Raw genomic sequence first — 25473 nt, 5'->3', positions numbered from 1 at the left:
GAAACTGAAAGTTTCGACGCAGCAATCTCAGGATATTTGACGAGATTGCCACGCAGCCTATGGCTGCTCGTAATGACGACTTATATCAACATCAAAGCGGGACTCTCTATAAACTTTTTAAATGCTGCCAAGAACTCAGCACCGACCGCTCCGTCTACTACTCGGTGATCGGCAGAAAGAGTTACGTCCATAATTGTTGCTATAGTTATTTGATCATTCTTGACTATAGCACGTTTTGCACTAGCTCCGACACCCATTATACAACTTTGCGGTGGGTTAATTATAGCATTGAAATTCTTAATACCGTACATACCGAGGTTAGAAATGGTAAACCCTCCGCCCTGAAATTCTTCAGGGGTTAATTTATTATCTTTTGCTTTCTTTATTAATTCTTTCATTTCACGAGATAGTTCTAGAATGTTTTTTTGATTGGCATTTTTAACTATCGGCGTAACAAGCCCGTTCTCAATCGCTACCGCTACTGAAATATCGACATTACTGTAATATCTAATTGCATCTTCTCCCCAGCTAGCATTGGCACTTGGCACTTCTTGTAAAGCTTTGGCTACTGCTAAAATAATAAAATCATTAACCGATATCCTTGTTGATTTATCTTCAGAAAAAGATTTATTAATGTCTTCTCTTATATCTAACAATTTATCGACATTACATTCTATAGATAAATAAAAATGTGGAACTGTTTGTTTAGATTCAAGCAGACGCTTGGCTATAATCTTGCGGATATTATTATTTGGTACTAAACGATATTCTTCAGGATTTCTGCTAACTATTTTATTATGAGCAGTGCTAGGAGTATATGATAAGATATCTTGTTTGACTATTCTACCGTGCGGACCGCTACCTTTCACGCTCTCAAATCTAATATTTCCCATTTTTGCAAGTCTTTTTGCAAGCGGTGAGGCGAATATTTTACTAGCATCATGTTTTATAACTGTTACCTGTTCTTCTACATTAGCTATATTCTCGTGGGGTTTCGGAAGATTAGCATCTGTTTTCGGTGACGGTGATACACTATTATTTTTTGCAATAAACGCATCAATGTCCGTTTTTTCTTCTCCCTCTTCACTTAACACGGCAATTAAAGAGTTAACAGGTACATTTTGACTATTTTGTGGGATAACTATTTTGGCAAGTATACCTTCGTCTACTGCTTCTACTTCCATCGTTGCTTTATCGGTTTCAATTTCAGCAATTACTTCTCCAGGATTAACTTTGTCCCCTTCTTTTTTTAACCACCTAGCTAGATTTCCTTCCGTCATAGTTGGAGATAAAGCAGGCATTAAAATTTTAATCGGCATAACTTATTTTGATTTGATTTTTTATTGTTGTTATTACACGTCATTGCAAGGAGAGGCAAAGCCTCGACGCGGCAATCTCATGAAACAGTAAAATTCCTGAGATTGCTACACTCTCTACGTTCGCGCGCAATGACGATTTGAGTAGCTATTGCACCTTAATATCAGGGCTAACGATCATTATCATCTGCTTACCTTCCATTTTAGCATGCTGATCGATTTTAACGAGTCCTTCGAGCCCTACTTCTATACGTTTAAATAGTTCTTGACCGACCTCTTTATGAAGAATCTCTCGTCCCTTAAACCATAAAGAAATTTTTACTTTATCTCCGTCTTTTAAAAATTCTTTTATTTTTCTTAACTTAGTTTCAAAATCACCTATACTAATATTAGGTTTAAATTTCATTTCTTTAAGTACGACGATTTTTTGCTTTTTGCGTGCTTCATGCAAACGTTTTTTGCTTTCGTACTTAAACTTACCAAAATCTAGAATTTTACAGACAGGGGGTACAGCATTCGGTGATATCTCGACTAAGTCAAGACCGGCTCTTTCCGCCATATCTAATGCTTCTCTAATATTTATGACGCCGTGCATTTCGCCGTTTTCGCCTACTAAACGAACTTCTCTAGCTCTGATTTCTCTATTAGCCTTAGGAAAATTATTTTTAGAAATAAAATTTCTCCGTATTATGTTTATAAATAAATATATATTGCATTTAACTTATTTTATTTAAAATTACAAGTAAATAAAATATTTTATCTTTAATTTTATTTAGAAAGTTTTAAAAAAAATTGAAACTACAAGGCAAATTCCAAATATTAATAAACAGATTCGTGTTAATTTAGCGACTCTTGCCTGTATTTTCAAGTTTTTTAGGTCTATAGCATGCTTATGAGCTTGTTCTTGTTGTGCCATATGTATTAATTCCTGTAAAGTACCGGGATAAATACTCTCATACTCACTGATTAAATCAATTGGCGGTAATATATGTTCAAATTTTTTACGGTAAAAATTATTATCAGGTTCGTTTACACTAAAAGTCTTAGCATAACCTTTATTTAATCTATTATTTTTGTTAAAAAAACGTTTAGTCTCTTTCATATTCCTTTTTTATTTTTTGAAATGTATATAATATATTACTTTCAACTATTTTAAAATAATCAATTAATTGCGTTTCTTTTTGTTGCTGTTGTTTGGAGCTTTTCATATTTATTATATTCTTTAGCTCTGCATATACTAGTTTTATAAAACTTTGTTTCATTGATTATACTAAATTTATAAAATCTGTTTTTGGTATTAGCGGTTCGCCCCTAAAATTTATAGCATTATTAAATTTATTGCAACAGGTTATAAAATTTTTATCACATCCGGCAGTAATTTTTACTTCCTCGGCATCTTTAACATAATCCGGTATAATATCCTCTAATATAATCAAATCACCGAAATTGCTTAGAACTTATACTGTTAAAACGATTTTCGCTGAATATAATTTGACCGTCGTTATAATAGCCGTTTTCTTTATCTAAATCTAGTATTCTTAAACTTTCCTTGAGCATTTCTTGAACCTTATATATGCCACTATTATATATGCCACTATATAAAGCTTTATCTATTTTACATTGACTATCTCCGAAAACTGCTCTACATGTTTTGCTATATCGATTAATTATAGTCTGATTATATTTTACCGTTTCGGGTTTTAAATGTATTTACAAGTTTAAATCGTATTTTGGTATATAAAGTGCAATAATATGTAACGAAATGCTCAAAAACCTTGTCAGTATATATTATTATTTTAACAATAGCATTATTTAAATCCATTGTCGTTGTAATGCCGTTTTCCTCAAAAATACCTTCAATGATTATATGGTTTTGTGCGGAATCGTTAAATTCCGCTTCTTTTAAATCTAAACCGGAATTCGGTAAAAAAACTCTCTCTGCACTTTTTATAGCATGATCGCTATTTGTTAAGTTTAATTCCTCACCGCTAGCTCGCTTAATTTGAAAACAATAAATAAAATTCGTAAGCTTTGTAATTACCTCTTCAATCGCAATACTCATATAATCACCTCCACTAACTTTATGTTGGATAACGCTATAGAACCGTCATTACAATAAGAATATTCAAAACTATCTATACTAAATCTAACTGCTACGTCAAAAGTAAAATCAGCAGTTAAAATTACATCTTGACCTAAGGGATTTGGTAAGGTCACTATACCATCGTTGTAATCTACAATGCCCATAGTTCTTACATTATTAATATATAGAATTACACTATTATTAACCGGTTTAGTGATAACTCGTTCGTAAGGAGCAATAGGATCGCTATATATCTTCCTTAGCTGAAATTTATTTAAATTACCGTCCCCTTTAGCAATAACCTCGTTAATTCCTCTATAATCTGCATAATTCCTAAATCTCAAAGCAAAATTACTTCCACGTCTTGCTTTAAAAAAGCTATTAAATTGCTCAAATTCCGTACTGCTTAACCTTGCATTTTTGATTAAATATTTCTGACTCGTTAATTGCGAAAGGATCTTCACTATTTTGCTGTTGACATATTTTAATAGTTTTTACGTGTGTAACAACACTTGGTTTAAGAAATTTTTCATTAATATTTACTGACAATAAGGAGGTATTTATACATTTTTCATGCTTAAGTTCTCTTCCGACTGAGACCATAATATCTCTAAATTGTGTTATATTTATATTTTGAAGTTCATAATTAGGCATTTTTTTTATTACTTCGTCATATAATTCTACTAAACCTTCACATGCGTTATTATTACCCGTAAATAATGTACATTTAAAAGCTTTTTCAATTTTATAAAAATCTTGCATTAATGTACGAATGTTATTAGAAGAAAGTTTTTTAAATTCGTTTAATTGCTCATATGCATTTGTTAAAAACGCTTGAGACAGATAACTTGGGTTGTTATTCTCTTGGGGCATATATTTATTACCTTGTTAAATTGGAGCTTAAGTAGAAGTTAACAAAAATTAAATCTACAATTTAAATTTAGTAATATTTTTGCTAAAAAAAAGTTCAGCAGTGGAAAAAGAGATTATTTTTTTGGAAGGTAGTTGCAATATTATTCTGCCGGTATTATCGATATCTTTAAAAAGACCGGTTACTATATCATTTTGATATTTAACGCTAATATTTTCATATAACTTATAAGCATGTTCTAACCATTTTTTTCTAATAAAAGGAAAACCGTTATTATGCCAAATTTGATAATATTCTTCAAAATTTTCTATTAATATCTCAAGTAAAGCTTGCGGTTCTATAGGCGGTAGATTTTCGCTTATTAAGCTAGTAGTAGGTTGGTCGATATTATCAGGGTGATAGGTAATATTAATGCCGATACCGATAATAAGGTAATAATTATTTTCTACTTTAACAGATTCAAGAAGTATACCGGCAATTTTCTGACCGTTAATTAATACATCATTAGGCCATTTTAGTTGTATAATGTTATTTTCGTTCCTGATGTCATTCCCGCTTTCGCGGGAATGACATAGAAAACTATGGGAGTGACATAAAGAGGTTATACTATCATAAACGCTAAGTGCCGTAACAAAAGATAATTGCGGCAATAATTCTAGCTCTTTATCAGGCTTTATTAGTAAACTTACATGTAAGTTACCTGACCTAGACTGCCAGTTTTTGCCGCTTCTACCATGTCCATTAGTTTGAGATTTGGCAAGTACTGCATAGTTTGAATCAACTTTAGCATTCTGAGCCATTTTCATAGCCTCAGAGTTTGTACTGTCTAGCTTGTCAAAAACAATTAGTTTAAATTTACCGATATTCATTTTTTTTAGTAGTCGTCATTGCGAGGAAAGGCGAGCTTTGTTGCATGGCTCGAAAAACCCGCTCGATGTCATTCCCGCGAAAGCGGGAATGACATAAAAACACCTAACTCACCCCCTACTGACATGACTTGTAGCTACACTATGTTTGCTTTGAATTTTTTACTCTTAGTTATAAAGCTTTCTAAATCTTGTTTAGTAAATTTAAACTTAGCAATATTTGCATCAGCTTCCATACCCATACCAAAAGCCATAGCTAGAGTTCTACCTTGCTTTTTAGCTAAGGTAATCTTCCTTCATTATCAGTTACTGCTTTTGTATCAAATTCCGATTCATTGCCCTTAAAATATTTTGTCGGTATATTATCTCTATATCCACCGTCGATATATTTTTTACTGTCAATTTCTACCGGCTTAAAAACAAGTGGTATAGAAGCAGAAGCACGGCAAGCTAAAGCAATTTCAACATTTGGCATATCAAAGCTATTGAAAATAGTTAGTTCACTTGTCTCTTGCTGAGTTGCCGTAATTACTAAATCCTTATACTGCACTGGATCGTATTTTCGCAGTAACGCTATATCCTTAAAATATATTTTACCGTCTTTTTGGTTGTATCTTTCTCTTAATTCATCAAGAACTTTATCATCTTTAACATTTACTATATCTGATCTCTGTAAAAAATTTCCTATATTTTCTTTAATAACAAGTTCTAATAGAGCATATAAAGGTTTACCGTCTTTATTTAACTGTACTATATCCGCAGAAAATCCTTTTTTGCCAAGTAAAGTTTGCAGATTTGTATTTTTAGAAATTTCTTCAAATCGCTCAGGCGGTGTCCCAAGAGCTACCACTGTGGCAGTTATAGCACCAGCGGAAGAACCTGCTACCGCCTTGACATTATCTAAAATACCAGCTTTTTTTGTTGCCTCGTAAGCTCCGGAATATATTGCTCCCTTAGCTCCTCCTCCACTAAAAGCTATATATTCGATAGGAGCTTTCTGTGCTTGCTCTAACTCCTGCAATGTTTTTGTTTGATTGCTAGAAGATTGTTGAATTTTTTTAGGTCTTTTAACTCCTCTAATATATCAGATTGCTCATTAACTACAGGAGTTTTTGACTCTTGCTTCAGATTCAGATTATTAATAATAGGATGTTTTCTTACCTTTATATCAGCCATAGTTTTATTTTATTAAGTTATCTGCTACAAACTTCCAGTTAATCATATGCTTAATAAATATGTCAACATAATCAGGTCGTTTGTTACGATAATCAATATAATAAGCATGTTCCCATACATCACATGCAAGAAGCGGCTTCATACCGTTTGCTATAGGTGTACCGGCATTAGCGGTTTTTATAATTTGTAACCTATTATCGTGATATACAAGCCATGCCCAGCCGCTACCGAACTGCCCTACTGCCTCTTGCTTAAACTGTTCGCAAAACTCTTCAAAACTACCGAAATCTTTATTAATTTGTTCTAATATTTTACCGCCTGGCTTACCTCCGCCCTGCGGCTTTATTGAATGCCAAAAAAAGGTATGATTCCATATTTGGGCTGCGTTATTAAAAATAGCCGCATTTGAGTTTTGTGATGACCATTCTATTATTTCTTCTAAATCTTTTTTTTGTAATTCTTCTTTATCTTTGAGTAAATTGTTTAGATTTTGTACATAAGTATTATGATGCTTACCATGATGATAATCAAAAGTCTCGAGAGTAAAATGTGGTTTAAAACTTTCTTTCTCATAAGGTAAATCAGGTAAGATAAAAGGATATGAGGTTTGATTAGATTTGTTGCAATAGGTCATGTTATTTTCTCCTATGTTGGTTTTTATATATTTATAGCGAGAATCAATACGTCATTGCGAGGAAAAATTGAAAATTTTGACGAAGCAATCTCAGGAGTCCTACTTTATGAGATTGCCACGCTCCTTGCAGTTGCTCGCAATGACGATTTAGTATCCACGCAGGAATGACATCATAGTAACTTATAAAAATCGGAAGCTAAATAAAGCGATCCGGTTATTATAATATTTGCTTTATTATCGCCGTTTATCTTCTTTATATCACTAATCGCTTCTTCGAGTGAGTAGCTTTCGCTAAAATCAATACCACTCTTTCTGCCTTCCAAATTTATTGTTTCTGCACTATGGCTTAGCGGTTCGGATAAAACTTTAACGCCGTAACCTTTAATTGTCAAACCCTTAAAGTAAGAGCAAAATTCCTTGATATTCCTATTTTTAGTCATACCGAGTATTAAATATATCGATGATTTTAAATTATCACGCATCCAATTTGCCAAAACTTGAGCTCCGCTATTATTGTGAGCTGCGTCTATCCAAATTTGAACATTATCACCTATTAATTTAGAATATTTTTTCGGTTCTATTTTTTCGATTCTAGCAGGCCAAATAGTATTTTGTAATCCTTTAGCAATAACCTCATTATTAATATTAAATTGTTTGTTAATAAGGCTTATCAAGGCAATAACGCTTGCAGCATTTATTAATTGATGATCACCAAGTAGCGAAGGAGTCGGGAACTCATAGGTAAAATTTCGTGATGAATAAATAAATCCGTTGTCCGTCTTTTTAATACCGAAATCATATTCATAATAGAAACTCGGTACTTCTAACTCTTCAGCCTTTGCAAATAATGTTTCATAAACTTCCAAAGCTTGCATACTTATAACGCAAGGAACGCAAGACTTCATAATACCAGCTTTCTCAACTGCTATTAGGGGTAATGTATTACCCAGCATATGCATATGATCATATGCAATAGGTGTAATTAAAGTAATTAACGGTTGTTCTACTATATTTGTTGCGTCTAACCGACCGCCTAGTCCCGTCTCTAAAATTAATATATCGGCTTTTGTTTTCTCAAATGCTAGAAACGCTGCTGCCGTAGTACCTTCAAAGAAGCTAGGTTCAATATTAAATTTTTCGCTTGCTACCCTCACCTGCTCACAAACCTGCCATAATTCATTATCCGAGATTTTCTCACCTGCTACTACGATTCGTTCATTAAATTCTAATAAATGAGGAGATGTATAGCAATGTACCTTATAACCGGCAAGCGTAAAGATGCTTTTAAGCATAGCACTGCTTGAACCTTTACCGTTTGTACCTGCTATATGTATGACGGGAGGAAGCCTTAAATGAGAGTTACCTAAGGCTCTTAAAAGTCTTGCTATATTTTCAAGATCATATTTAATGTTATTTTTCCAGGTCGGCACTGGAAAATGCGGCATTAGCATTGTTATTGATTTTTTTCATGAATGATAGAGTTATACCATATTTGTTGTCAACTTAAAGATCGATGCCATTCCTGCAAAGGTGGTGTTTTTGTATGGTTCGAAAAATCTACTCGATATCATTATCATTCCCGCGCAAGTGGGAATCCAGGGTAAAGCGAGATAAATCGAGCTTTTAAAAAGCTTAAAAGTAACTGATTCCCGTTTGCGCGGGAATGACATCGAAACTTTAGATCAACTGTTTTTAGGCAATACTGAAGTTCATCGAGTTTTTGGTTTTACTGCCTTGATAAGTCCAATTAATAATACTGATTTAATTATTCCTGGTATTATAAAAGGTAATACGCCGCCGTAAAATGCACCGCTTGCTCCTAAGAGTGTAGAGAGCCACATCCAGCCTAAACTCATAATAATTATATTACCGATCAAACATAAAGATATCTGATTTAACCATTTATTAGAAGTAAAAATTTTATCTTTTAAGCTAGCCATAACATATACGGCAATTACAAAACCTGCTAGATATCCTCCGGTAGGACCGAATAATATTCGTAAACCGCTTGAAAATTCTCCGAACACAGGGATTCCCATTGCTCCAAGAGTTATGAAAGATAATATTGTTAAAGGTGCAGTAGTCTTATTATATGTAAGTCCGATGAATATCACTGCAACGGTTTGCAATGAAATAAATATAGGCTTTATAGGTATTACTATTTGTGAACAAATAGTAAGTAATGCCACTCCTAAAACTATTTCTATTGCTTGCCTTGTGGTTAACGGTAGTGAGATTGAATTAAGTTGCATAAAATTACAACATGATTTATTTTTAAGTAATTACACTAAATAGAATTATATAATGTCCTTGTCAAGAATATAAAAATGAAAATAAAAATTTATAATGATCTAGGAGTTTCAAAAGAAAGTATTAAGCATTGCGTGCATACCTTAAGACTTTATGCTCCAAAGCATAACATAGATTATATTACTGCACAAGAAATTATAGACGAAAAGTGGGTTCAAAACACCTTATTACTTATTTTACTCGGTGGAAGAGATTTATACTATGTACAAAAATTGCAAGGCAAAGGAAATGCTAATATAAAGAATTATATTAAAAACGGTGGTAATTTTCTTGGGATATGTGCAGGCAGTTACTACAGCGGTAACTATGTAGAATTCGCTAAAGGAACAAATATAGAGGTTATAGGTAAAAGAGAATTAAAGATTTTCAATGGAACGGTTAGAGGACCATTGCTTGCTCCTTATTATTACAACTCACATAAAGGAGCAAGAGCCGCTTATCTAAAAATAAATCCAACACTTAATTTAAATATTAAGGATTGTTATGCTTTTTATAATGGCGGCGGATATTTTATTGATACAGAAAATACCAAAGATACTGAAATAATAGCAAGTTATGAGGATTCTCAGGCTGCAATAATAAAATGTACTTACGGCGACGGGACAGCTATTTTAAGTGGAGTTCATCTTGAATATGAGCCTGCACTCATAAAAAATCAATCTCTTAATAATATTCATAAAATACTAAAAGCTCATGATACGGAAAGAATCAAATTATTAAATTATATATTAGACTTCTTCGGAAACGCGCTTATAGAGAGGAATTTGTAGGAAACACGCAGCACAGCACCGCAGCGTACATAAGAAGTACGTGAGAGGATGCGAGCAGCGAATTGACGCACAAATTACTTCTAGAAGTAGAGTTTCCGAAGAAGTCTGTTCAAAAATCTAAATCTGTATAATAGTTTGGAGGGGTAAAGCCAGGGATTCTATCTTGTAGTAATAACCTAAAAGCCGGTCTTGATTTAATTAGTGAATACCAATGTTTGATAAGCGCCCATTTATCCCAATAAATCTCACCGAAATAATCGAGTACCGATAAGTGACAACTTGCGGCAATATCGGCAATAGTTAGTGAATCCGATACAAGATAACTTCTTTTTTCTAGTAAAGAAGTTATATATTCTAAGTGATAATTTAAATTATTTTTTGCAGCACGTAAAAACTCGGTTCGTGGGCTGCTCATTTTAGCAATTGATCTTATAACTTTTTCATCGATAATAATCTTAGTAACTTCACGATAAAATTTATCGTTAAACCAAAAGAATAATCGTCTAATTTCGCAACAAATATCAATATCTTCATCTAAAAAATTAAAATTCGGATATTTGCTATTAAGATATTCAACAAAAGGATAAACACCTACCACAAATAAGCCGTATGATTCTGCTAAAATAGGTAAAGTCCCGGCAGGATTTATTTTTAAGAAATCTTTATTGAATTGCCAATAATCTTCTTTAATCGTAGTAAATTCTATATCTAATTCTTTTAAGAAGACACGGGCTTGTCTTGAAAGAGGACAAATAGGATTATGATATAACTTTTTCATTAAATTGTGTTATAGTCCTAGTCATTCCGCGACTTGATCGCAGGATCTATCAATATTTATTAAGCTGTTTTCTAAGCTCCCGCGATCAAGTCGCGGGATGACAATAAGGTCTATAAGCCGGATTCTGTATGAATATAAATTCATTGCAGTTATTTATCTAGGATAAACGTTACCGTTTACCTCAAGCGATCTACCCGCATTACAAGCCGGCTAGAGATAACCCGGGAACTTGATAAGTTCTGTAACGCCTATTTGATCTTGCTCTTGGTGGGGTTTACCATGCGTAATTTGTTACCAACTTACCGGTACGCTCTTACCGTACCTTTTCACCCTTACCAAAAATACTCGATCAACTTCAAAAATTGGCTGCGTCATTCCACAAGTACTACAGGTACTCACGTATTAAGTATACGCTCCATTCCTCGTCTTGTGAACTCCTAGCGCTTTTTGAAGTTGATCTTCGTATTCATACTTGGCGGTGTATTTTCTGTGGTACTGTCCCTAAAGTAATAATACTCTGCCGGAGGTTAACCGGCACCATACCTCTATAGAGTCCGGACTTTCCTCGTGATCTATAGCTTTGCTATATCATCACGCAACTGCACGACCATTTAGAATTATGGTCAATTTTCTTAAATTAGTCAATAACATTTAGAATAAGTTCAATTAACTTATTAGGTTCTGTGAAGGTTTCTAATTGATTTGCTATTTTGAGATATTTTTTAGCGAAAATTAATAAGATTTTTTTGAAAATTTGACTTTTGTACACAGAATATAATTAAATTAGCAAGTATAATAACAAATTTAAAATTTCAACTATTTTATTAAAGATATTCTTAATTTAACGTTGCTACTATTTTTTTCATACTGTATAAATATGTATTTAATGCTCCTAAACACATAAATTGTTAGCAAATTTTGATATATGATATGAAAAAATTAATTTATTATTTTGGCAGTAATGGTAGTGATGGAAACGCTAGCATGAAAAATATACTTGGTAACAAAGGTGCTGGTCTTGCCGAAATGTCTAACCTCAAACTACCTATTCCTGATGGTTTTACAATAACTACAGAGCTATGTAATTACTTTTATACCCATAATAATAACTTTCCTAAAAACTTTCAAAGCGACTTAAAAAAAGCTATCACCGAACTTGAAATAACTACCGGTAAAATTTTCGGCAGTACAAGCAATCCTTTGTTATTATCGGTGCGTTCGGGCTCTACGATTTCAATGCCTGGAATGATGGATACTATCCTTAATCTTGGAATGAATAACGAAGTGTGTAATGCTCTTGCGGATTCCTGCGGTGATAAACGATTTGCTCTTGATAGTTACAAAAGATTTTTAGAAATGTACGGTTCAACGGTATTATCTATACCTAGTGATCTATTTGAACAAATTTACGAAAAGCACAAGATGCAAGCCGATATTCATAAAGATAGCGATATTACCGTAGAATTATTAGAAAAAATTATTGATGATTTCAAACGGTTGCATATTAAGTATACTAAGCAACTAATTAATGATCCTTATGAACAGTTAGAATCGGCAATTAAAGCGGTGCTACATTCTTGGATGAGTAATAGAGCGGTTGTATATAGAAAAATCAATAATATTTCGGAGGATTTTGGTACGGCTATTAATATCCAAACAATGGTTTTCGGTAATTTAGGTAAAACTTCAGCTACGGGAGTTGCTTTTACTAGATCACCTTCTACAGGAGAAAAAAAGCTCTTTGGAGAGTTTTTAATAAATGCTCAAGGTGAAGACATAGTATCGGGAACTAGAACACCTATGCCTATTATTGCAAATGATTCAAATTCTATGCAAGCAATGATGCCGGAAGTGTTTAAGGAGTTATCACAAATTGCGCAAAAGCTTGAAGAACATTACTTAGATATGCAGGATATAGAATTCACTATAGAAAATAATAAGCTATATATTTTGCAAACACGTACTGCAAAACGAACAGCCATCGCTGCTATTAATATTGCCGTACAAATGGTAGAAGAAAAGCTTATTTCTAAAGAACAAGCCTTAATGCGAATCGATCCGGAATCATTAAATCAATTATTACATACAAGAATTGATTACAGTAAGGGGATTACTTCTATTGCTGAGGGGCTACCTGCTTCTCCTGGGGCTGCAACAGGTATTGCAGTATTCTCACCTTATGATGCCGAAAAATTATCTCATCATCATAAAGTAATTTTAGTACGCCATGATACTAGTCCTGAGGATATTAACGGAATGCATGTTTCTTCAGGTATTTTAACTATTAGAGGGGGGATGACTTCACATGCCGCAGTTGTGGCAAGAGGTATGGGGAAGCCTTGTGTTTGCGGTACAAGTAATTTATCTATAGATGAGAAAAAGCAAATATTAACAGCAGGTGACATAGTTATTAAACAAGGTGATATTATAACGATTGACGGAGGTAGCGGTAAAATCTTCTTAGGTGAAATGCCGTTAATTCAACCTACTTTCAGTGAGGAATCAAAATTAATTTTAGATTGGGCAGACGAGATTAGTAGCTTAAAAGTTCGTGCAAATGCTGAAACAGTTAACGATGCTTTAGTATCTATAAAGTTTGGAGCTCAAGGTATAGGTTTGTGTCGTAGCGAACATATGTTTTTTGATAAAAATAAAATTCCTTTAGTAAGAGATATAATTATTGCTCCTGATATAGAACGGAGAAAGTTTGCTGTGCAGAAATTATTACCTCTGCAAACTGAGGATTTTAAAGCTTTATTCAGAGTAATGAAAGATAAACCGGTAAATATTAGATTACTTGATCCGCCGTTACATGAGTTTTTGCCTACCACCGAAGAAGATAAAAAGAATTTGGCCAATAGCTTAAATCTACCTTTATCCATGATTAATCAACGTCTTCATGCTATGCATGAAGTAAATCCTATGCTCGGTCACCGTGGATGTAGACTTGGTATATGTTCGCCGGAAATTTATCAAATGCAAATTGAAGCAATTTTTACAGCTATTTTTGAGCTACATAAAAAAGAACATATAGAATGTAACTTAGAATTAATGATTCCTTTAATTAGCAATGTAGGTGAAATAAAAAAGCTTAAAATGGATATTTATGCGGTAATAGAGGCATTAGAGCAACGTTGTAGATATAAGTTTTCCTTTACGCTCGGTACTATGATAGAACTACCCAGGGCAGCACTCGGCAGTAAGAAAATAGCTAAGGAAGTTGACTATTTTAGTTTTGGTACTAATGATTTAACTCAGACTACATATGGAATTTCTAGAGATGATATTGCCTCTTTTCTTCCATATTATTTAGAAGAAAAGATTTTTGAATCCGATCCATTTACTACTCTCGATGAAGAAGGAGTAGGAGAATTAATTGAAATTGCTATAAAACGCGGAAAAAGCAGTAATGCTAATTTGAAACTCGGAGCTTGCGGAGAACATGCAGGGAACCCTGCCTCTATAGAATTTTTTCATAGAATGAATTTAAACTATGTTTCTTGTTCTCCATACCGTATCCCTATAGCAAGAATCGCTGCAGCACAAGCTAAAATTAAACACGGGTGATAAAGGCGTTGTTGCGAGCGGGTATTGATACCTATAGTACCGGACATTTTCGTTCCATGTCATTCCCGCGTGGCCTTGTTGAGTGAATCAATTTCATCTCTGTCATCCCGTGGCTTGACCACGGGATCCAGTTAAAAATACTAAAATTATTAGTATTTTTTATTGTTTTTTGGACCTCGTGGTCAAGCCACGGGGTGACACAGTGGGTTTTACCGGTCCACGCAATGACCAAAAAATTATTTACAAATTAATATGATCATAATACCGATATTAAGCATTTTTGGGTTTTCGTCTTTTTTTGCCAAATATTTCAAAACAAAATTGACTTTCGCTATTCCCGTAACAATCAGCATATTAGTACCGATTTTATATTGTTTTGCTATGTTAAAGCTATTACCGGCTGCAACATATATATGTTATTTCATCGGTATATTTTTAGCTTTCATGTCATTCCTGCATTTCATAGGCGTTGTTGTAGGGGTTGGCTCCGCTCCTGTCATCCCGCGACTTGATCGCGGGATCCAGTTAAAAATGTTTAGTATTTTTAAGTTATATTTTTGGATACCGTGGTCAAGCCACAGTATGACACCGCACGCATTTCTTGATCTACGCAATAATACCTCCTTCATGTCATTTCTGTGGAAGCAGGAATCTAGAAAAAATATAATTGAAATCATTGTATTTACTTTATTGATTCTTTTGTTTTTTCTTTATACCAGAGATGCATCGCTGCATGCTTATGATGATTTCTCACATTGGGGAATATTTACTAAAGAACTGTTATATTTCGGTGTTTTTGAAAATCAGTCTTCGTTAACTGCCATTATTACTACTCATGCCCATTATCCAAGAGGAGCTGCCATTTATCATTATTTTATGCTGCTACTTTCAGGTTATTCGGACGGTAACGTATTATTTGCTCATTTCTTATTACATTTAGCATTTCTAGCTCCTTTAGCCGCAAATAAGAAATTGTGGCAAACCGGAATGTTGTTTTCACTTTTACTTTGCAGCGTAGTATTATATACGACCGGAATTCGTTCAATATATAACGATAGTACTATTGGCTTAATGTTCGGAGCTATTTTTGCAATTTATATCCTTGCGGAAGACAAGAAAAAAGCATTATTGCTTATTTTACCTATTACGATATTACTTGCCTCTTTCCGAGAAATTGGAACATGGCTTGCTAGTTTTGCTTCGATAATTCTTATAGCTCATTATACAATTTTTTATAAAAAGCCTAAAAAATCAAGTGATTATATTACGTATCTGATTTTACTTACTTTACCTATTTTGTGTAATTTTATTTGGATGAGTTATTTTAAAAATACCCATGATTTTTTTGACAGATGCGAACATAGTTTTAGCAATTTAGTATATATTGCTGAAAATTTTAATGAACAGCATAGATCATTATTACTAAATTACGGTAAATTTCTCTTGTTATTCTTATTAAAAGAAGGAAGTTTAGTTGTATATACCATTTGTATAGCTGCATGGTACGGAATTCGTAAATATAAACCGGATTTGCTGAAAGAATATAAATTTTTCCTGATAAGTACGTTTGCGTGTTTTATAATTTTTGCTTTGTGGCGGTTATATTTATATTTCTTTAACTTTAGTTATGAAGAGGCAATTAGAGGGGCATCGTTACTTAGATATCTTGGATGTTATGTTATAGCTATTGGAATGATGGCAGCTTCGTATGTTAAAAATAGTATTTTCTTACACAAGCAAAGTAATAAAGAGTTATTTATATTCCTTCTGCTTCTTGCTGTTTCTACGTTTTCTGTAGTAAAAAATATACTAAGAATCAAACACTTAAACTTAGAACAAAAGAATTTTATCCAGCAAACAACAGAAGTTAAAAAGCTATTGGAGCAAGGCAATAAAATTGAATTTAACTTTAGCGGTAAGAAAGATAATTTACAATGTTATATATTAAATTATAATCTAGTACCGTATTTAGGTAAGAAATCCTTACAAGAATGCATAAAAGCTCCTAAAGAAGCGATTATAGAAACAAAGGAAGAAGCGGTATACGCTCCTTTTAAATAGCGTTGAGGATTTGTTGCACAGCTCCTATGTCATTCCTGTGTGGTCTTGTTGTGTAGATATTACCCCATCATTGCGAGCAGTTGTAGTACTTGCGTGGCAATCTCATAAAATAATAACAGACTTCTGAGATTGCTTCGTCAATTGCTATGCAATTTCCGTAGCTCAGACGGGAAAGCTGATTCACGCAACAACATCACGCGAGAATAACATAAAACCAATATAGATTTTTAACAATTATGGATATAAAATATAATTTAGCTGCCGCTTACCGAATAATGGCGTATTTATCGCTGGATGATCATACTTATACGCATCTATCCGCAAGACCTAAAAATGCCGATTTTTACTATATTTATCCTTTTGGACTAAGATTTGAAGAAGTAACTACAGAGAATCTTTTAAAAGTTAGTTTAGACGGACAAATTTTAGAAGGGGAAGAATATCAATATAATAAAACCGGTTACTTTATTCATGGTAGTATTTATAAAACACGCTCTGATATTTCTGCCATTTTTCATTATCATACTCCTGCAGCTATTGCCGTTTCTGCTTTAAAATGCGGGCTTTTACCGATCAGTCAATGGGCATTACATTTTTACGACAGAATATCATATCATAATTATAATTCTCTAGTACTAGATGCCGACAAACAGAGTAGTAGACTTGTTACTGACCTTAAACAGAATTATGTGATGTTACTTCGTAATTACGGTGCTATTACCTGCGGCAAAACTATTCATGAAGCTATGTTTTATACTTACCATTTAGAACAAGCTTGAAAAACGCAATGCCTACTAAATCCTATAAAAGAACAAGAGCTTATAATCCCTTCCGTAGAAATATGTAAGCAGACGGTAAAAGACTTATTATCGTTTGAAGAAGATTTAGACAAACGTGACTGGGCAGCTTGGCTACAACTTGTGAAGATGTGATCACAATACTACGACCCCAGCAGCTTTACTTGCTTGTTTTAAGGATTTATCAAGTGTTGCTATTGGTAACCCACAGCGTAATGCTAGCTCTAAATAGCTAGGCATCATAAAGTGTTAATCCATTTTTTACTTCTTACCCTCATTTTTGTAATTTAGCCATACTTCTAAATCCAATGGTTGTAAATTAATTTCTTTTGCAAGTTTTCGAAGTCTAAGAGCTGCAATCTTTGCTATTTCAATATTATTATGAGAATCAATAGGCACAATTTTTGCAGCAGCTTTCCCTCTTTTAGTAATTAAAATTTCTTCACCTTTACTAGCAGAGAGGAATTTAAAGGAGACACGGAAGCACTTGTCACCGCAGCGTACACACTAGTACGTGAAGTCTAGGCTTGATGTATAAATTACCTCTAGAAGCGAAGTTTAAGAAAATGTCTAATGCCTACAACCGCTACCGTGAATATGTGGAGGATGGAGTTTTATATGCTTTAGCATCTTTTTAAGTAGTGTATCACGCTTAAGTTTTGATAAATAATCTAAGAAAGTTTTGCCGTTTAAATAATCTATTTCATGCTGAATTACAGTTGCTAAAAAGCCTTCTGCTGCTAGTTCTTGCTTATTACCGTTATAATCAAGATATTTTACCTTGATTGCTTTTGATCGTGTAATAGATGCTTCAATGCCTGGAAACGATAAAGAACTCTCAATAAAAGTTTGTTTTTCTTCCGAAAAATAAGTTATGTCCGGATTAATAAAAACTATAGGCGATGATTTATTATTTTCATGTAGGTCAACTACCGCTATACGCTTTAATATTCCTACCATATTAGCACCCAAGCCCACTGCCCTTTCTATATGTAAATTCTGAAGCATTTTATCGATAATAGTACGAATATTATCATCAACAATGTCTATATATTCTGCTTGTTTTTTAAAAATATCGTTTGGTGCATAAACTATTTGATAGTAAGGTTTATCTTGATTCATTAATATACTCCGATAAATGAAGAGTTATTTTTGCATTGCTAAATAAAGATAGATATCGTTATTGCGAGCGAGCATTGTTGCGTAGACCGGTTTTCCCGTCATTGCGAGGAAATTACAAAGTAATTGACGAAGCAATCCAGTAAAAAATTCTAATTTACAGAATTTTTTTAATTATTTTCTAGATTGCCACGCAGCCTATGGCTGCTCACAATGATGACTCAGTGTCCATGCAACAACGCTTCCTTGTAATGGTGTAGCTTTTTTAAACCATCAATATTTATTTAGCAATGCCATTATTTCATTACGATAGCTGATAATATATTCTGATTATAAGGTTCTTGCAAATGATATGAGCGTCTTTTACTTGGATATTTTAACGGATTTGTGTAAGTATCTTCAGCAATATTTTTTATATCTTTGACGCCTGCTTCTTTAAGTTTTAACTCTACAAAAGCCGGTAAATCAAACATATAATGATTTTCTTTTATAGAGTTTATAAAAAACTGTTTATTATTAATATCCTTACTTAAGAAAGCTTTATAATATTCATCATCAACTTCATATGAACTTTGAGCTATAGCAGGACCTATCACTGCTATTAAATTCTTTGCTCCTTTTTCTGTTATTTTAGTAACTATATTACTAATAATATTATTTATACTTCCTTTCCAACCTGCATGTGCCGCTCCGATTATTTTACCATCGCCGCTTGCAAGTAATACCGGTATACAATCTGCCGATTGTACCGCTAATACTAAATTTTTCTTAGTTGTAATGCTGCCATCTGCTTCAGGTACGGCAATTATGGACTCATCAGCATTAACAATTTGATTGCCATGTACTTGGTTTAAAATTAAAATATCTTGTGCTTTAAAATAAGTAGTAATAGATTTTTTGTTTTCAACTATTTCTGTTTCATTTATAGAGTTATTTTTTTTTATATATCTATGACTAGAATTATTGAATGTTTTATCAAAAATTTTATAATAAACTGATCCGTTTATTAATCCTTCCATGAAAATACCCCATATTAATTATAATAGTTTTATTAATACTTTATCCGGTCGTTTACAAAAAAATAAACAGCTAGAAAAAATAATAGCACAATTTCATCAAGACTATAACCTAATCCCTATTATTGGTGTAGAAATAGAGTTTTATTTAAGTCACAATATTGATATCGCTAAATTTGAAATACTTTCAAGAAAATACTTAGCTAGATTTAAAATTGCCAAAATAAAAAAAGAAAAAGGCAATAACCAATTTGAAATAGATCTTCCCCCTTCTGTAAACTTAATACAATATATAAAAAATATATTAGAGGTTAAAACTATTTTAAAAAAAATGGCACAGCAGTTAAACGGTTATATAGATTTTTCGCCTAAGCCGTTTTTAGATGATTATGGTAATAGTATGCATTTTCATATTAATTTTAATTCCGAGTTCAATGATTATTATATAATTTTAGCAGCACAAGGGCTATGTCACTATATGTTAGACACCCTACTCGCTTTTATGCCTACTACTCTAGATTATTCACGGATAAATAAAAAATTTATGGCTCCTACGCATATATCGTACGGTGGAAATAATAGAAGCGTAGCCGTACGAACTCCAAATGCTTTTCCCAAACGTTTAGAACATCGCTTATCTTCCCCCGAAACCGATCCATATATAGCAATTTTTACTATTTTAAAGTCAATATTGTTGGCTTTAAAATCTCCAAGTTCGCTCCAAACAATAGAAAAAATTTACGGGAATGCTTTCGATCCACAATATAATTTAACTCCATTACCGACATCATCTCAGGAGAGCTTTATGTTATTTAAACCGGATTTTTTTAAATAATTTGTATTTTGTTTACAAAACCTAAAAACTAAACAATAATTGTTTTTTACAACTAAAATAAAGATTGATATAAAATATTAAATATAAAACTGCCGAAATTGTTTCAATTAATTATTTTATTTTTGTAAAACTAAATACTGATAAAGTGCTTTAAGCTGCACTTCACTCTATATTTTCATAATTTTTCATTAGATAATTAAATTCCGCACCATAGATAAATATCATATTTATAATATAGAAGAATATTAATGTAACTATTATACTACCAAGGGAACCATACATTAGATTTAATTGATTATAGTAGACTATATAAGTTGAGAGCAAATAGCCGCTTATTATCCATAATATCACAGTTAATAAAGCCCCTGGAAATACATCAATAAAATTTAGTTTTACATTAGGTAATATATAATACAAAGACGAGGCACCTAAAAATAATAAAATTAAAATTAAAGAATATCTTATAAAATTTAAAATGATCTTATATTTTTCAATGGTCTCTAATATTATCGGAATTTTTGTAAATAATATTGGAATCACCACTAAAAGAAACATAGTAAAGGTAATCAAGGCACTAATTATAAGAAACTGTATAATACTAAGTAATCTTCTTCTTATATAAGGGGGTGGAGATTTTATTTGATATACACGATTTAAAATAGTCCTTAAACATTCTACAAAAGAAGAAGCAGTCCAAATACTGCCTACTATGGCAAGATTCATTAAACTTTGAGGAGGAACACTTAGTAATTCTCGTATTCTTTTTTCTATTGATTCCATTGCTTGTTCCGGAAGACTCTCTAGAAAAATTTGTATAAAATTTTGACCAAGCTCTGAAGCTCCTAAAAAGCTTGTTAAAGCTAATAAGAATACTAGGAAAGGGAAAATAGATAAAAGTATCATGAATGACATATATCCCGAATGTTCAACGCCATCATCTTCTATTGTTCTAAATAAGGCTACGTAAAGACAATTAAAAATTTTTCTCATTATAAAAGCTAAGTTGTTATTATTAATTTTATATTTAATCTTAAATAAGTTCGCTGTAAATAATTAATTTATAATTAAAATGAAACTATGCTTTATCCTTGATTTGAAATATTAATATAGAAATGAAATTTTTCCTTGCATTAATTTTCCTTGCATTAATTTTAAATTTTTCTATAATACACCAAAATTTTATTTTTTTATAAATTGTAATTTATGCTTCAGTAAATAAGTTTTTAAAACATAAGGTATTCATATTTTAAAAATAATTTTAAAGTTCTTATGATATTTTTATTTGATAAGAAATAACTTTATTCTTTAATAATTATTTACCAAATGATTACAAAAAACTTAAAAAATGTTAGTTTATAGTTGCTTATAATATTAATTTATGGTATTATTTCTACTTACACTTGGATAAGTTTGATGGTATTAAATTATTAATAACCACATGTTTTATAACAATATAGGATAATATCATTTTTGTTCAAAGAAAATTTTTAAATATAGATATAATTAGTAACCAAGGAGAGGATAATGGGTAGAAAAAACGATATTATACAAAAAATCGATAGTTTTATCGGCAAGAAAATTTATTCTTTAAGACTCGCTAAGGGGTTGTCTCGTCAACAACTGGCTGAAGTAATTGATGTTACGCATCAACAATTACAAAAATATGAAAAAGCAATTAATAGAATTTCTGTAGGAAGGCTAGTACTAATCGCAGAAGCTTTAGATAGGAATATTGATTATTTCTTTGAAGGTTTAGAAGAAGCTAATAAACCGCAGCCCGTACATACTCAACATCAACGTATGTGCATTGAAGTTTCAAGAAATTTTATGAAAATTAATAGCACAGAAGAACAACAAGCCGTTAATAATTTAGTAAAATGTTTAGCTGGAAAGAAAAACTAAAAACTAATGCATAAAGGCAAGCTGCCATCCTGATTATGTTGTGATATCATTTATGTCATCCCCGCAGAAGCGGGAATAACATTGCTTGCCTTGTGATAATTATACAGAATACAAATCTTGATCAGCGTTGTGGAGGGGAAGACTCTCTTTTAATAGGTGTTAATTTATTTAAATTTTCCGACTGAATGCTATTTCTTGCATTCATTAATGCTCCCATAATTTTTATATTATCTTTGATATTAACTCTATCTCTTCCTACTACCATTTTAGCTTTTTCAATATCCGGCTCATCTTTACTTATAGGTTTTAATTTAGACTTTCCTGATACTACCCTTACATCTTCCGTTTTAACACTAGGATTTTCAATTGCTTCTGCTCGTTTTTGTTCTTGTAATAACTTATCTATAGTTTGTAAACGTACCTCTTTAGATAAAGTTTTATCATCAATTAAATTAGCTTTAATAAAACTTTGCTGTTCTTCAGTAGAAGATTTAGTACTAAATGCCTTTACCAGCTCATCTACTTTTTTTATTGATTCCTCTTTTTTTTCTTCAAGAATTTTAAGGTTACCATTTGGAGAAAGCATAGCACGAAAATTATTGACTTTCTCAATTGCAAGCTTAGAGATATTATTTAATATACTAGAAGTTTCTTGTACAATTCTTTCTTCTGCCGACACTACCGGTTCTTTAGATTTTTCTAATGCTTCTATAACAGGATTAATAGCGTTAATTACCTCCTGAGCTTTGTTATATATATCATCGCGAGGCTCGTGTTCTTCTATATTCTGTCCTTTTAACCCTTCAGTTAAATTTTGCGTTTCTCTATCTAAGGCTGCCTCACTCGCTGCATCTTTAGCTTTTTTAAGTGCCTCTTTCTCAGAGTCATTAATATTACTATTATCGATCCCGCTAGAAACTGCCTTAGTTATTGCAAGACCTCCTTTGCCTTCATAAATACCGTCTACTAACCCTTTAGTTATTAGCTCTCTATCAGGTAATTTGGTCTTACTTTCTGCAATACCTTTTTCCGCTGATGCCATAATAAGTGCTTTATTAGGTAAGGATAAAGAGGTATCACTATGAGTAGCTATAGTCTCGCCTATCCCTTTAACAATCGCTGCTTTGTCTTGAGCTTCAAGCGAGCTTCCTGCAACTGTGTTAGTAATTTCTTGAATTATTTTGCCTTTGACTTCTGCTGTAGCCGGACCATCTAAAACATTAGACGTAATGGCTTGTATGTTTGTTGTTTTTAATTCAGTATTACTTAGAGGATCAAACAAAATATCATTTACTTTTTTTATTGTATCTTTTTTAGTTTGTTCCGCCGTAATCTTATCTAAATTCTGCTGCATCAATTGTTGTTGTGCCGGACTGAGAACTTGGGCTTCTACACCTTTCTTTAATACAGAACCTAATAATTTTTGTTTTTCTGCATTGCTTAATTCAGAGACATTAACCTTATCACCTACTGCCATAAGCATTGTCCCTTTATCTTCAATAGAAAGGTTACTTTTTATTACAGCATCCGTAGTAATACCGTCAATTGCTGCAGCTCTACTTGCATCATCTTTAAGACTTAAACCGACATCTACTGCCTTTTCTAACATCTGCTGTTTTTGCTCCGGCTCAAGATTCTCTGAATTTAAAGCGATAGCTACTGTAGCTTCAAGCATTTTTGATTTTTCTAGGTCTGGGGTATTCTGATCATTTTTTATGGTTTCTAACACTGCATTGACTCCAGCTACTTTTGCATCCGGTGTGAGGTTTTTATTATTGACCGTATTTTCAGCTAAAGCAATGATATTAGCCTGCTTTTCAGCAATATCACTTTTCGCATTATTAAGAATTGCCGTGGCTGTTTCTTTAATTAAATCAATTTGTTTATTGCTATCAATTTCTTTTGTTAAACCTGCATTTACATAATTTAATAAATCTTGCATGCTACCAGCCGTAGCTGCATTAAGAAGGTTTGGATTCACTTGTTGCGACTGTAGCATTTGTGAAGTCTCAGGTTGCAGTGGTTGGTTAGTAGGAGTAATTGGCGGTACTTGTTGTTTATACTGAGGTGGTTCAACCGATGAACTTGCTGTTTGCTGTGGAGTTATTAGCGGTTGTTTCTTACTTTGTCCTTGTCCTATTATAATATCTTCAGCTTGCGATAAATCAACGCTCTGCCCTTGGTTTAGTTCTACCTCTTTCATCATTTCTTTATATTTACCGTGTGTTACCGCAAGTGTATAAATTTCTCCACCATGCTCTATATAAGCTATTGCGTCATCTCCGGTTCCGGCAAATTTTAAAGGTTTTGGTGAGCTTATTTCTTTAAGTTGAGGTTTACCATTTGGTCCTTCTTCGTAGTGGGCAGTGAAATATACGGCTTTATCTTTGTAGGGCTTTGTGCCATCAGCTTTTAATGCTACCATCGATAAATGCATTGACCCATCGGCTTTATCAAGTTTTATAGGAAAATCTATTTCTCTATATGAGCTGATCTGAACCTGAGTACCGTCTTGTTTAGCTAAAGTAAAAGGCTTAGTTTTAACAGTTGTTTCATTTAAGGTACAGAGTTCATCACCTGCATCATTTTTAACTACTGTTGCTCTAAGATCGCTTGCACTTACTTGATTTTCCCACTGTACTGGTTTAAATCCACCAGGGTATCCACTAGCGGCACTAAATGTATTATGAACATTTTTATAGCCGGCTATTTCTATTGATTCTAATTTCTGTTTAAGCTCAGGATTTTCTAAAGCCTTATCAATAAATTCTCTATTAGCCGGATTACCGAAAAAAGTACTGAATGTTTTATCTTTTTCTTCTTCTATTTCTTTTCTTTTTTGTTCAGCTAAATCACGGTCTGTAAGGGCTGCCAGGTCTTTTAATATTTGTTCTATTAAATTATCTTTTTGCGGTTGTATAATTGTTTCTCTTACAGCCGTGGTTATTGGGTCTGATGTCTGACTGGCAGGAGAGATATTGCCCGATAAAGCACTAATTGAAGGGGTAGATTGAGCAGAAGATGCAGAAGTAACGATAAAACCATCGTCAGCTTCTAGTTCTGGGGTTGTAGTTTGAGATAAAAATTCTTTTTGCTTTTGTTCTTCTGTATATTCCTTATTTGCTAAAGGATCAAATTCACTTGTATCTAGGTTACCGTCTTTACTCATAAAACCTCTCATTTAACCAAAAATTAATTAGCATAAACTGTAAGTGATGAGTAGTCAAGCCGATGTTGTTACGTTGATCTTTACCCTCTATGTCATTCCCGCGTAGGCGGGCATCCAGTCACTAAAAAGTCTAAGCACACTAGATTTTTAAATTAAAAGCTCGATTTATTTCGCTTTTTTCTGGATTCCCGCCTACGCGGGGA

At 32.8% G+C, this 25473-nt stretch carries 22 protein-coding genes, 1 other RNA gene and 7 pseudogenes; 7 read left to right on the top strand and 23 right to left on the bottom strand.

Features of this window, described 5'->3' with window-relative positions:
- Positions 1 to 80: 80 nt before the first annotated feature.
- The 13 genes and pseudogenes from O6R16_RS05345 to O6R16_RS05285 form a co-directional block, all read right to left on the bottom strand.
- A complete protein-coding gene (locus tag O6R16_RS05345) occupies positions 81 to 1319 on the bottom strand; it encodes a pyruvate dehydrogenase complex dihydrolipoamide acetyltransferase (protein ID WP_499680311.1) in 1239 nt (412 codons plus the stop codon).
- Positions 1320 to 1464: 145 nt separating this feature from the next.
- Entirely contained in the window at positions 1465 to 1953 is a 489-nt protein-coding gene (gene infC / locus O6R16_RS05340; protein WP_499680347.1) for a translation initiation factor IF-3, read from the bottom strand.
- A 135-nt stretch (positions 1954 to 2088) separates the two neighbouring features.
- A complete protein-coding gene (locus O6R16_RS05335) occupies positions 2089 to 2418 on the bottom strand; it encodes a DUF2335 domain-containing protein (protein ID WP_499680310.1) in 330 nt (109 codons plus the stop codon).
- Positions 2405 to 2578: a hypothetical protein gene (locus O6R16_RS05330; protein WP_499680309.1), complete on the bottom strand. Its 174-nt coding sequence runs from the start codon at positions 2576 to 2578 to the stop codon at positions 2405 to 2407. The genes O6R16_RS05335 and O6R16_RS05330 overlap by 14 nt, the downstream gene beginning before the upstream one ends.
- A gap of 3 nt (positions 2579 to 2581) precedes the next feature.
- Positions 2582 to 2752, bottom strand: coding sequence for a phage BR0599 family protein (locus O6R16_RS05325; protein WP_016916830.1), 171 nt, complete (start codon positions 2750 to 2752; stop codon positions 2582 to 2584).
- A gap of 398 nt (positions 2753 to 3150) precedes the next feature.
- Positions 3151 to 3378, bottom strand: a pseudogene (locus tag O6R16_RS05320) (baseplate hub domain-containing protein); the annotation flags it as partial.
- On the bottom strand, positions 3375 to 3863 hold the full coding sequence (locus tag O6R16_RS05315) for a phage distal tail protein, Rcc01695 family (RefSeq protein ID WP_499680308.1): 489 nt from the start codon (positions 3861 to 3863) through the stop codon (positions 3375 to 3377). The pseudogene O6R16_RS05320 and the gene O6R16_RS05315, both read right to left, overlap by 4 nt.
- Positions 3790 to 4272 (bottom strand): hypothetical protein, encoded by a 483-nt coding sequence (locus O6R16_RS05310; protein WP_499680307.1) that lies wholly within the window; start codon positions 4270 to 4272, stop codon positions 3790 to 3792. Before O6R16_RS05310 ends, O6R16_RS05315 begins: the two co-directional genes overlap by 74 nt.
- Positions 4273 to 4326: 54 nt before the next feature.
- Positions 4327 to 5139 (bottom strand): biotin--[acetyl-CoA-carboxylase] ligase, encoded by an 813-nt coding sequence (locus O6R16_RS05305; protein WP_499680306.1) that lies wholly within the window; start codon positions 5137 to 5139, stop codon positions 4327 to 4329.
- A 164-nt stretch (positions 5140 to 5303) separates the two neighbouring features.
- Positions 5304 to 6312: pseudogene (locus tag O6R16_RS05300) on the bottom strand (patatin-like phospholipase family protein); the annotation flags it as partial.
- Positions 6313 to 6316: 4 nt separating this feature from the next.
- Positions 6317 to 6946, bottom strand: a complete 630-nt coding sequence (locus O6R16_RS05295; RefSeq protein WP_499680305.1) for a superoxide dismutase — start codon at positions 6944 to 6946, stop codon at positions 6317 to 6319.
- A gap of 170 nt (positions 6947 to 7116) precedes the next feature.
- Positions 7117 to 8397, bottom strand: coding sequence for a folylpolyglutamate synthase/dihydrofolate synthase family protein (locus tag O6R16_RS05290; RefSeq protein WP_499680304.1), 1281 nt, complete (start codon positions 8395 to 8397; stop codon positions 7117 to 7119).
- 258 nt (positions 8398 to 8655) lie between these two features.
- Positions 8656 to 9198 (bottom strand): biotin transporter BioY, encoded by a 543-nt coding sequence (locus O6R16_RS05285; protein ID WP_499680303.1) that lies wholly within the window; start codon positions 9196 to 9198, stop codon positions 8656 to 8658.
- A gap of 75 nt (positions 9199 to 9273) precedes the next feature.
- Between O6R16_RS05285 and O6R16_RS05280 the strand changes: the two genes are divergently transcribed.
- Both O6R16_RS05280 and O6R16_RS05275 read left to right on the top strand, forming a co-directional pair.
- A complete protein-coding gene (locus tag O6R16_RS05280) occupies positions 9274 to 10026 on the top strand; it encodes a BPL-N domain-containing protein (RefSeq protein WP_499680302.1) in 753 nt (250 codons plus the stop codon).
- A pseudogene (locus O6R16_RS05275) lies at positions 9969 to 10148 on the top strand (palindromic element RPE1 domain-containing protein); the annotation flags it as partial. The gene O6R16_RS05280 and the pseudogene O6R16_RS05275, both read left to right, overlap by 58 nt.
- On the opposite strand, the gene O6R16_RS05270 reads toward O6R16_RS05275, so the two are convergent.
- Complete coding sequence (locus O6R16_RS05270; protein WP_499680301.1) at positions 10136 to 10804, bottom strand: glutathione S-transferase family protein; 669 nt, start codon at positions 10802 to 10804, stop codon at positions 10136 to 10138. The pseudogene O6R16_RS05275 and the gene O6R16_RS05270 sit on opposite strands and share 13 nt — an antisense overlap.
- A 97-nt stretch (positions 10805 to 10901) precedes the next feature.
- An RNA gene (rnpB, locus tag O6R16_RS05265) (RNase P RNA component class A) lies at positions 10902 to 11419 on the bottom strand.
- 315 nt (positions 11420 to 11734) lie between these two features.
- Between rnpB and ppdK the strand changes: the two genes are divergently transcribed.
- A complete protein-coding gene (gene ppdK, locus O6R16_RS05260; protein WP_499680300.1) occupies positions 11735 to 14371 on the top strand; it encodes a pyruvate, phosphate dikinase in 2637 nt (878 codons plus the stop codon).
- A gap of 236 nt (positions 14372 to 14607) precedes the next feature.
- On the opposite strand, the gene O6R16_RS05255 is transcribed toward ppdK, so the two are convergent.
- Positions 14608 to 14724, bottom strand: coding sequence for a hypothetical protein (locus tag O6R16_RS05255; RefSeq protein ID WP_014408648.1), 117 nt, complete (start codon positions 14722 to 14724; stop codon positions 14608 to 14610).
- A gap of 28 nt (positions 14725 to 14752) precedes the next feature.
- On the opposite strand from O6R16_RS05255, the gene O6R16_RS05250 reads away from it, so the two are divergent.
- Both O6R16_RS05250 and O6R16_RS05245 read left to right on the top strand, forming a co-directional pair.
- Positions 14753 to 16432 (top strand): hypothetical protein, encoded by a 1680-nt coding sequence (locus O6R16_RS05250; RefSeq protein WP_499680299.1) that lies wholly within the window; start codon positions 14753 to 14755, stop codon positions 16430 to 16432.
- Between the two features lie 236 nt (positions 16433 to 16668).
- Positions 16669 to 17364 (top strand): annotated as a pseudogene (locus O6R16_RS05245) (class II aldolase/adducin family protein).
- Here O6R16_RS05245 and O6R16_RS05240 read toward each other — a convergent pair.
- From O6R16_RS05240 to pgeF, 5 genes and pseudogenes are all read right to left on the bottom strand, one after another.
- Positions 17365 to 17494, bottom strand: a pseudogene (locus tag O6R16_RS05240) (type II toxin-antitoxin system VapC family toxin); the annotation flags it as partial.
- Positions 17491 to 17682, bottom strand: a pseudogene (locus O6R16_RS05235) (type II toxin-antitoxin system Phd/YefM family antitoxin); the annotation flags it as partial. The pseudogenes O6R16_RS05240 and O6R16_RS05235, both read right to left, overlap by 4 nt.
- Positions 17683 to 17799: 117 nt before the next feature.
- Entirely contained in the window at positions 17800 to 18351 is a 552-nt protein-coding gene (gene def, locus O6R16_RS05230) for a peptide deformylase (RefSeq protein WP_499680298.1), read from the bottom strand.
- 88 nt (positions 18352 to 18439) lie between these two features.
- Positions 18440 to 18573 (bottom strand): annotated as a pseudogene (locus O6R16_RS05225) (lytic transglycosylase domain-containing protein); the annotation flags it as partial.
- Positions 18574 to 18644: 71 nt separating this feature from the next.
- Complete coding sequence (gene pgeF, locus O6R16_RS05220; RefSeq protein WP_499680297.1) at positions 18645 to 19367, bottom strand: peptidoglycan editing factor PgeF; 723 nt, start codon at positions 19365 to 19367, stop codon at positions 18645 to 18647.
- Here pgeF and O6R16_RS05215 point away from each other — a divergent pair.
- On the top strand, positions 19366 to 20199 hold the full coding sequence (locus O6R16_RS05215) for a type I glutamate--ammonia ligase (protein ID WP_499680296.1): 834 nt from the start codon (positions 19366 to 19368) through the stop codon (positions 20197 to 20199). The genes pgeF and O6R16_RS05215 overlap by 2 nt on opposite strands.
- A gap of 162 nt (positions 20200 to 20361) precedes the next feature.
- On the opposite strand, the gene O6R16_RS05210 is transcribed toward O6R16_RS05215, so the two are convergent.
- Positions 20362 to 21189, bottom strand: a complete 828-nt coding sequence (locus tag O6R16_RS05210; protein ID WP_499680295.1) for a YihY/virulence factor BrkB family protein — start codon at positions 21187 to 21189, stop codon at positions 20362 to 20364.
- A gap of 534 nt (positions 21190 to 21723) precedes the next feature.
- Between O6R16_RS05210 and O6R16_RS05205 the strand changes: the two genes are divergently transcribed.
- Positions 21724 to 22101, top strand: coding sequence for a helix-turn-helix domain-containing protein (locus O6R16_RS05205; RefSeq protein WP_010977292.1), 378 nt, complete (start codon positions 21724 to 21726; stop codon positions 22099 to 22101).
- Between the two features lie 121 nt (positions 22102 to 22222).
- On the opposite strand, the gene O6R16_RS05200 is transcribed toward O6R16_RS05205, so the two are convergent.
- Complete coding sequence (locus O6R16_RS05200) at positions 22223 to 25270, bottom strand: Sca4 family spreading effector (RefSeq protein WP_499680294.1); 3048 nt, start codon at positions 25268 to 25270, stop codon at positions 22223 to 22225.
- Positions 25271 to 25473 lie beyond the last annotated feature (203 nt).

Origin of the sequence: Candidatus Rickettsia tasmaniensis (assembly GCF_036857515.1) — a bacterium.
GTDB lineage: Bacteria > Pseudomonadota > Alphaproteobacteria > Rickettsiales > Rickettsiaceae > Rickettsia > Rickettsia rickettsii.
This window is presented reverse-complemented; position numbering and strand designations above follow the sequence as displayed.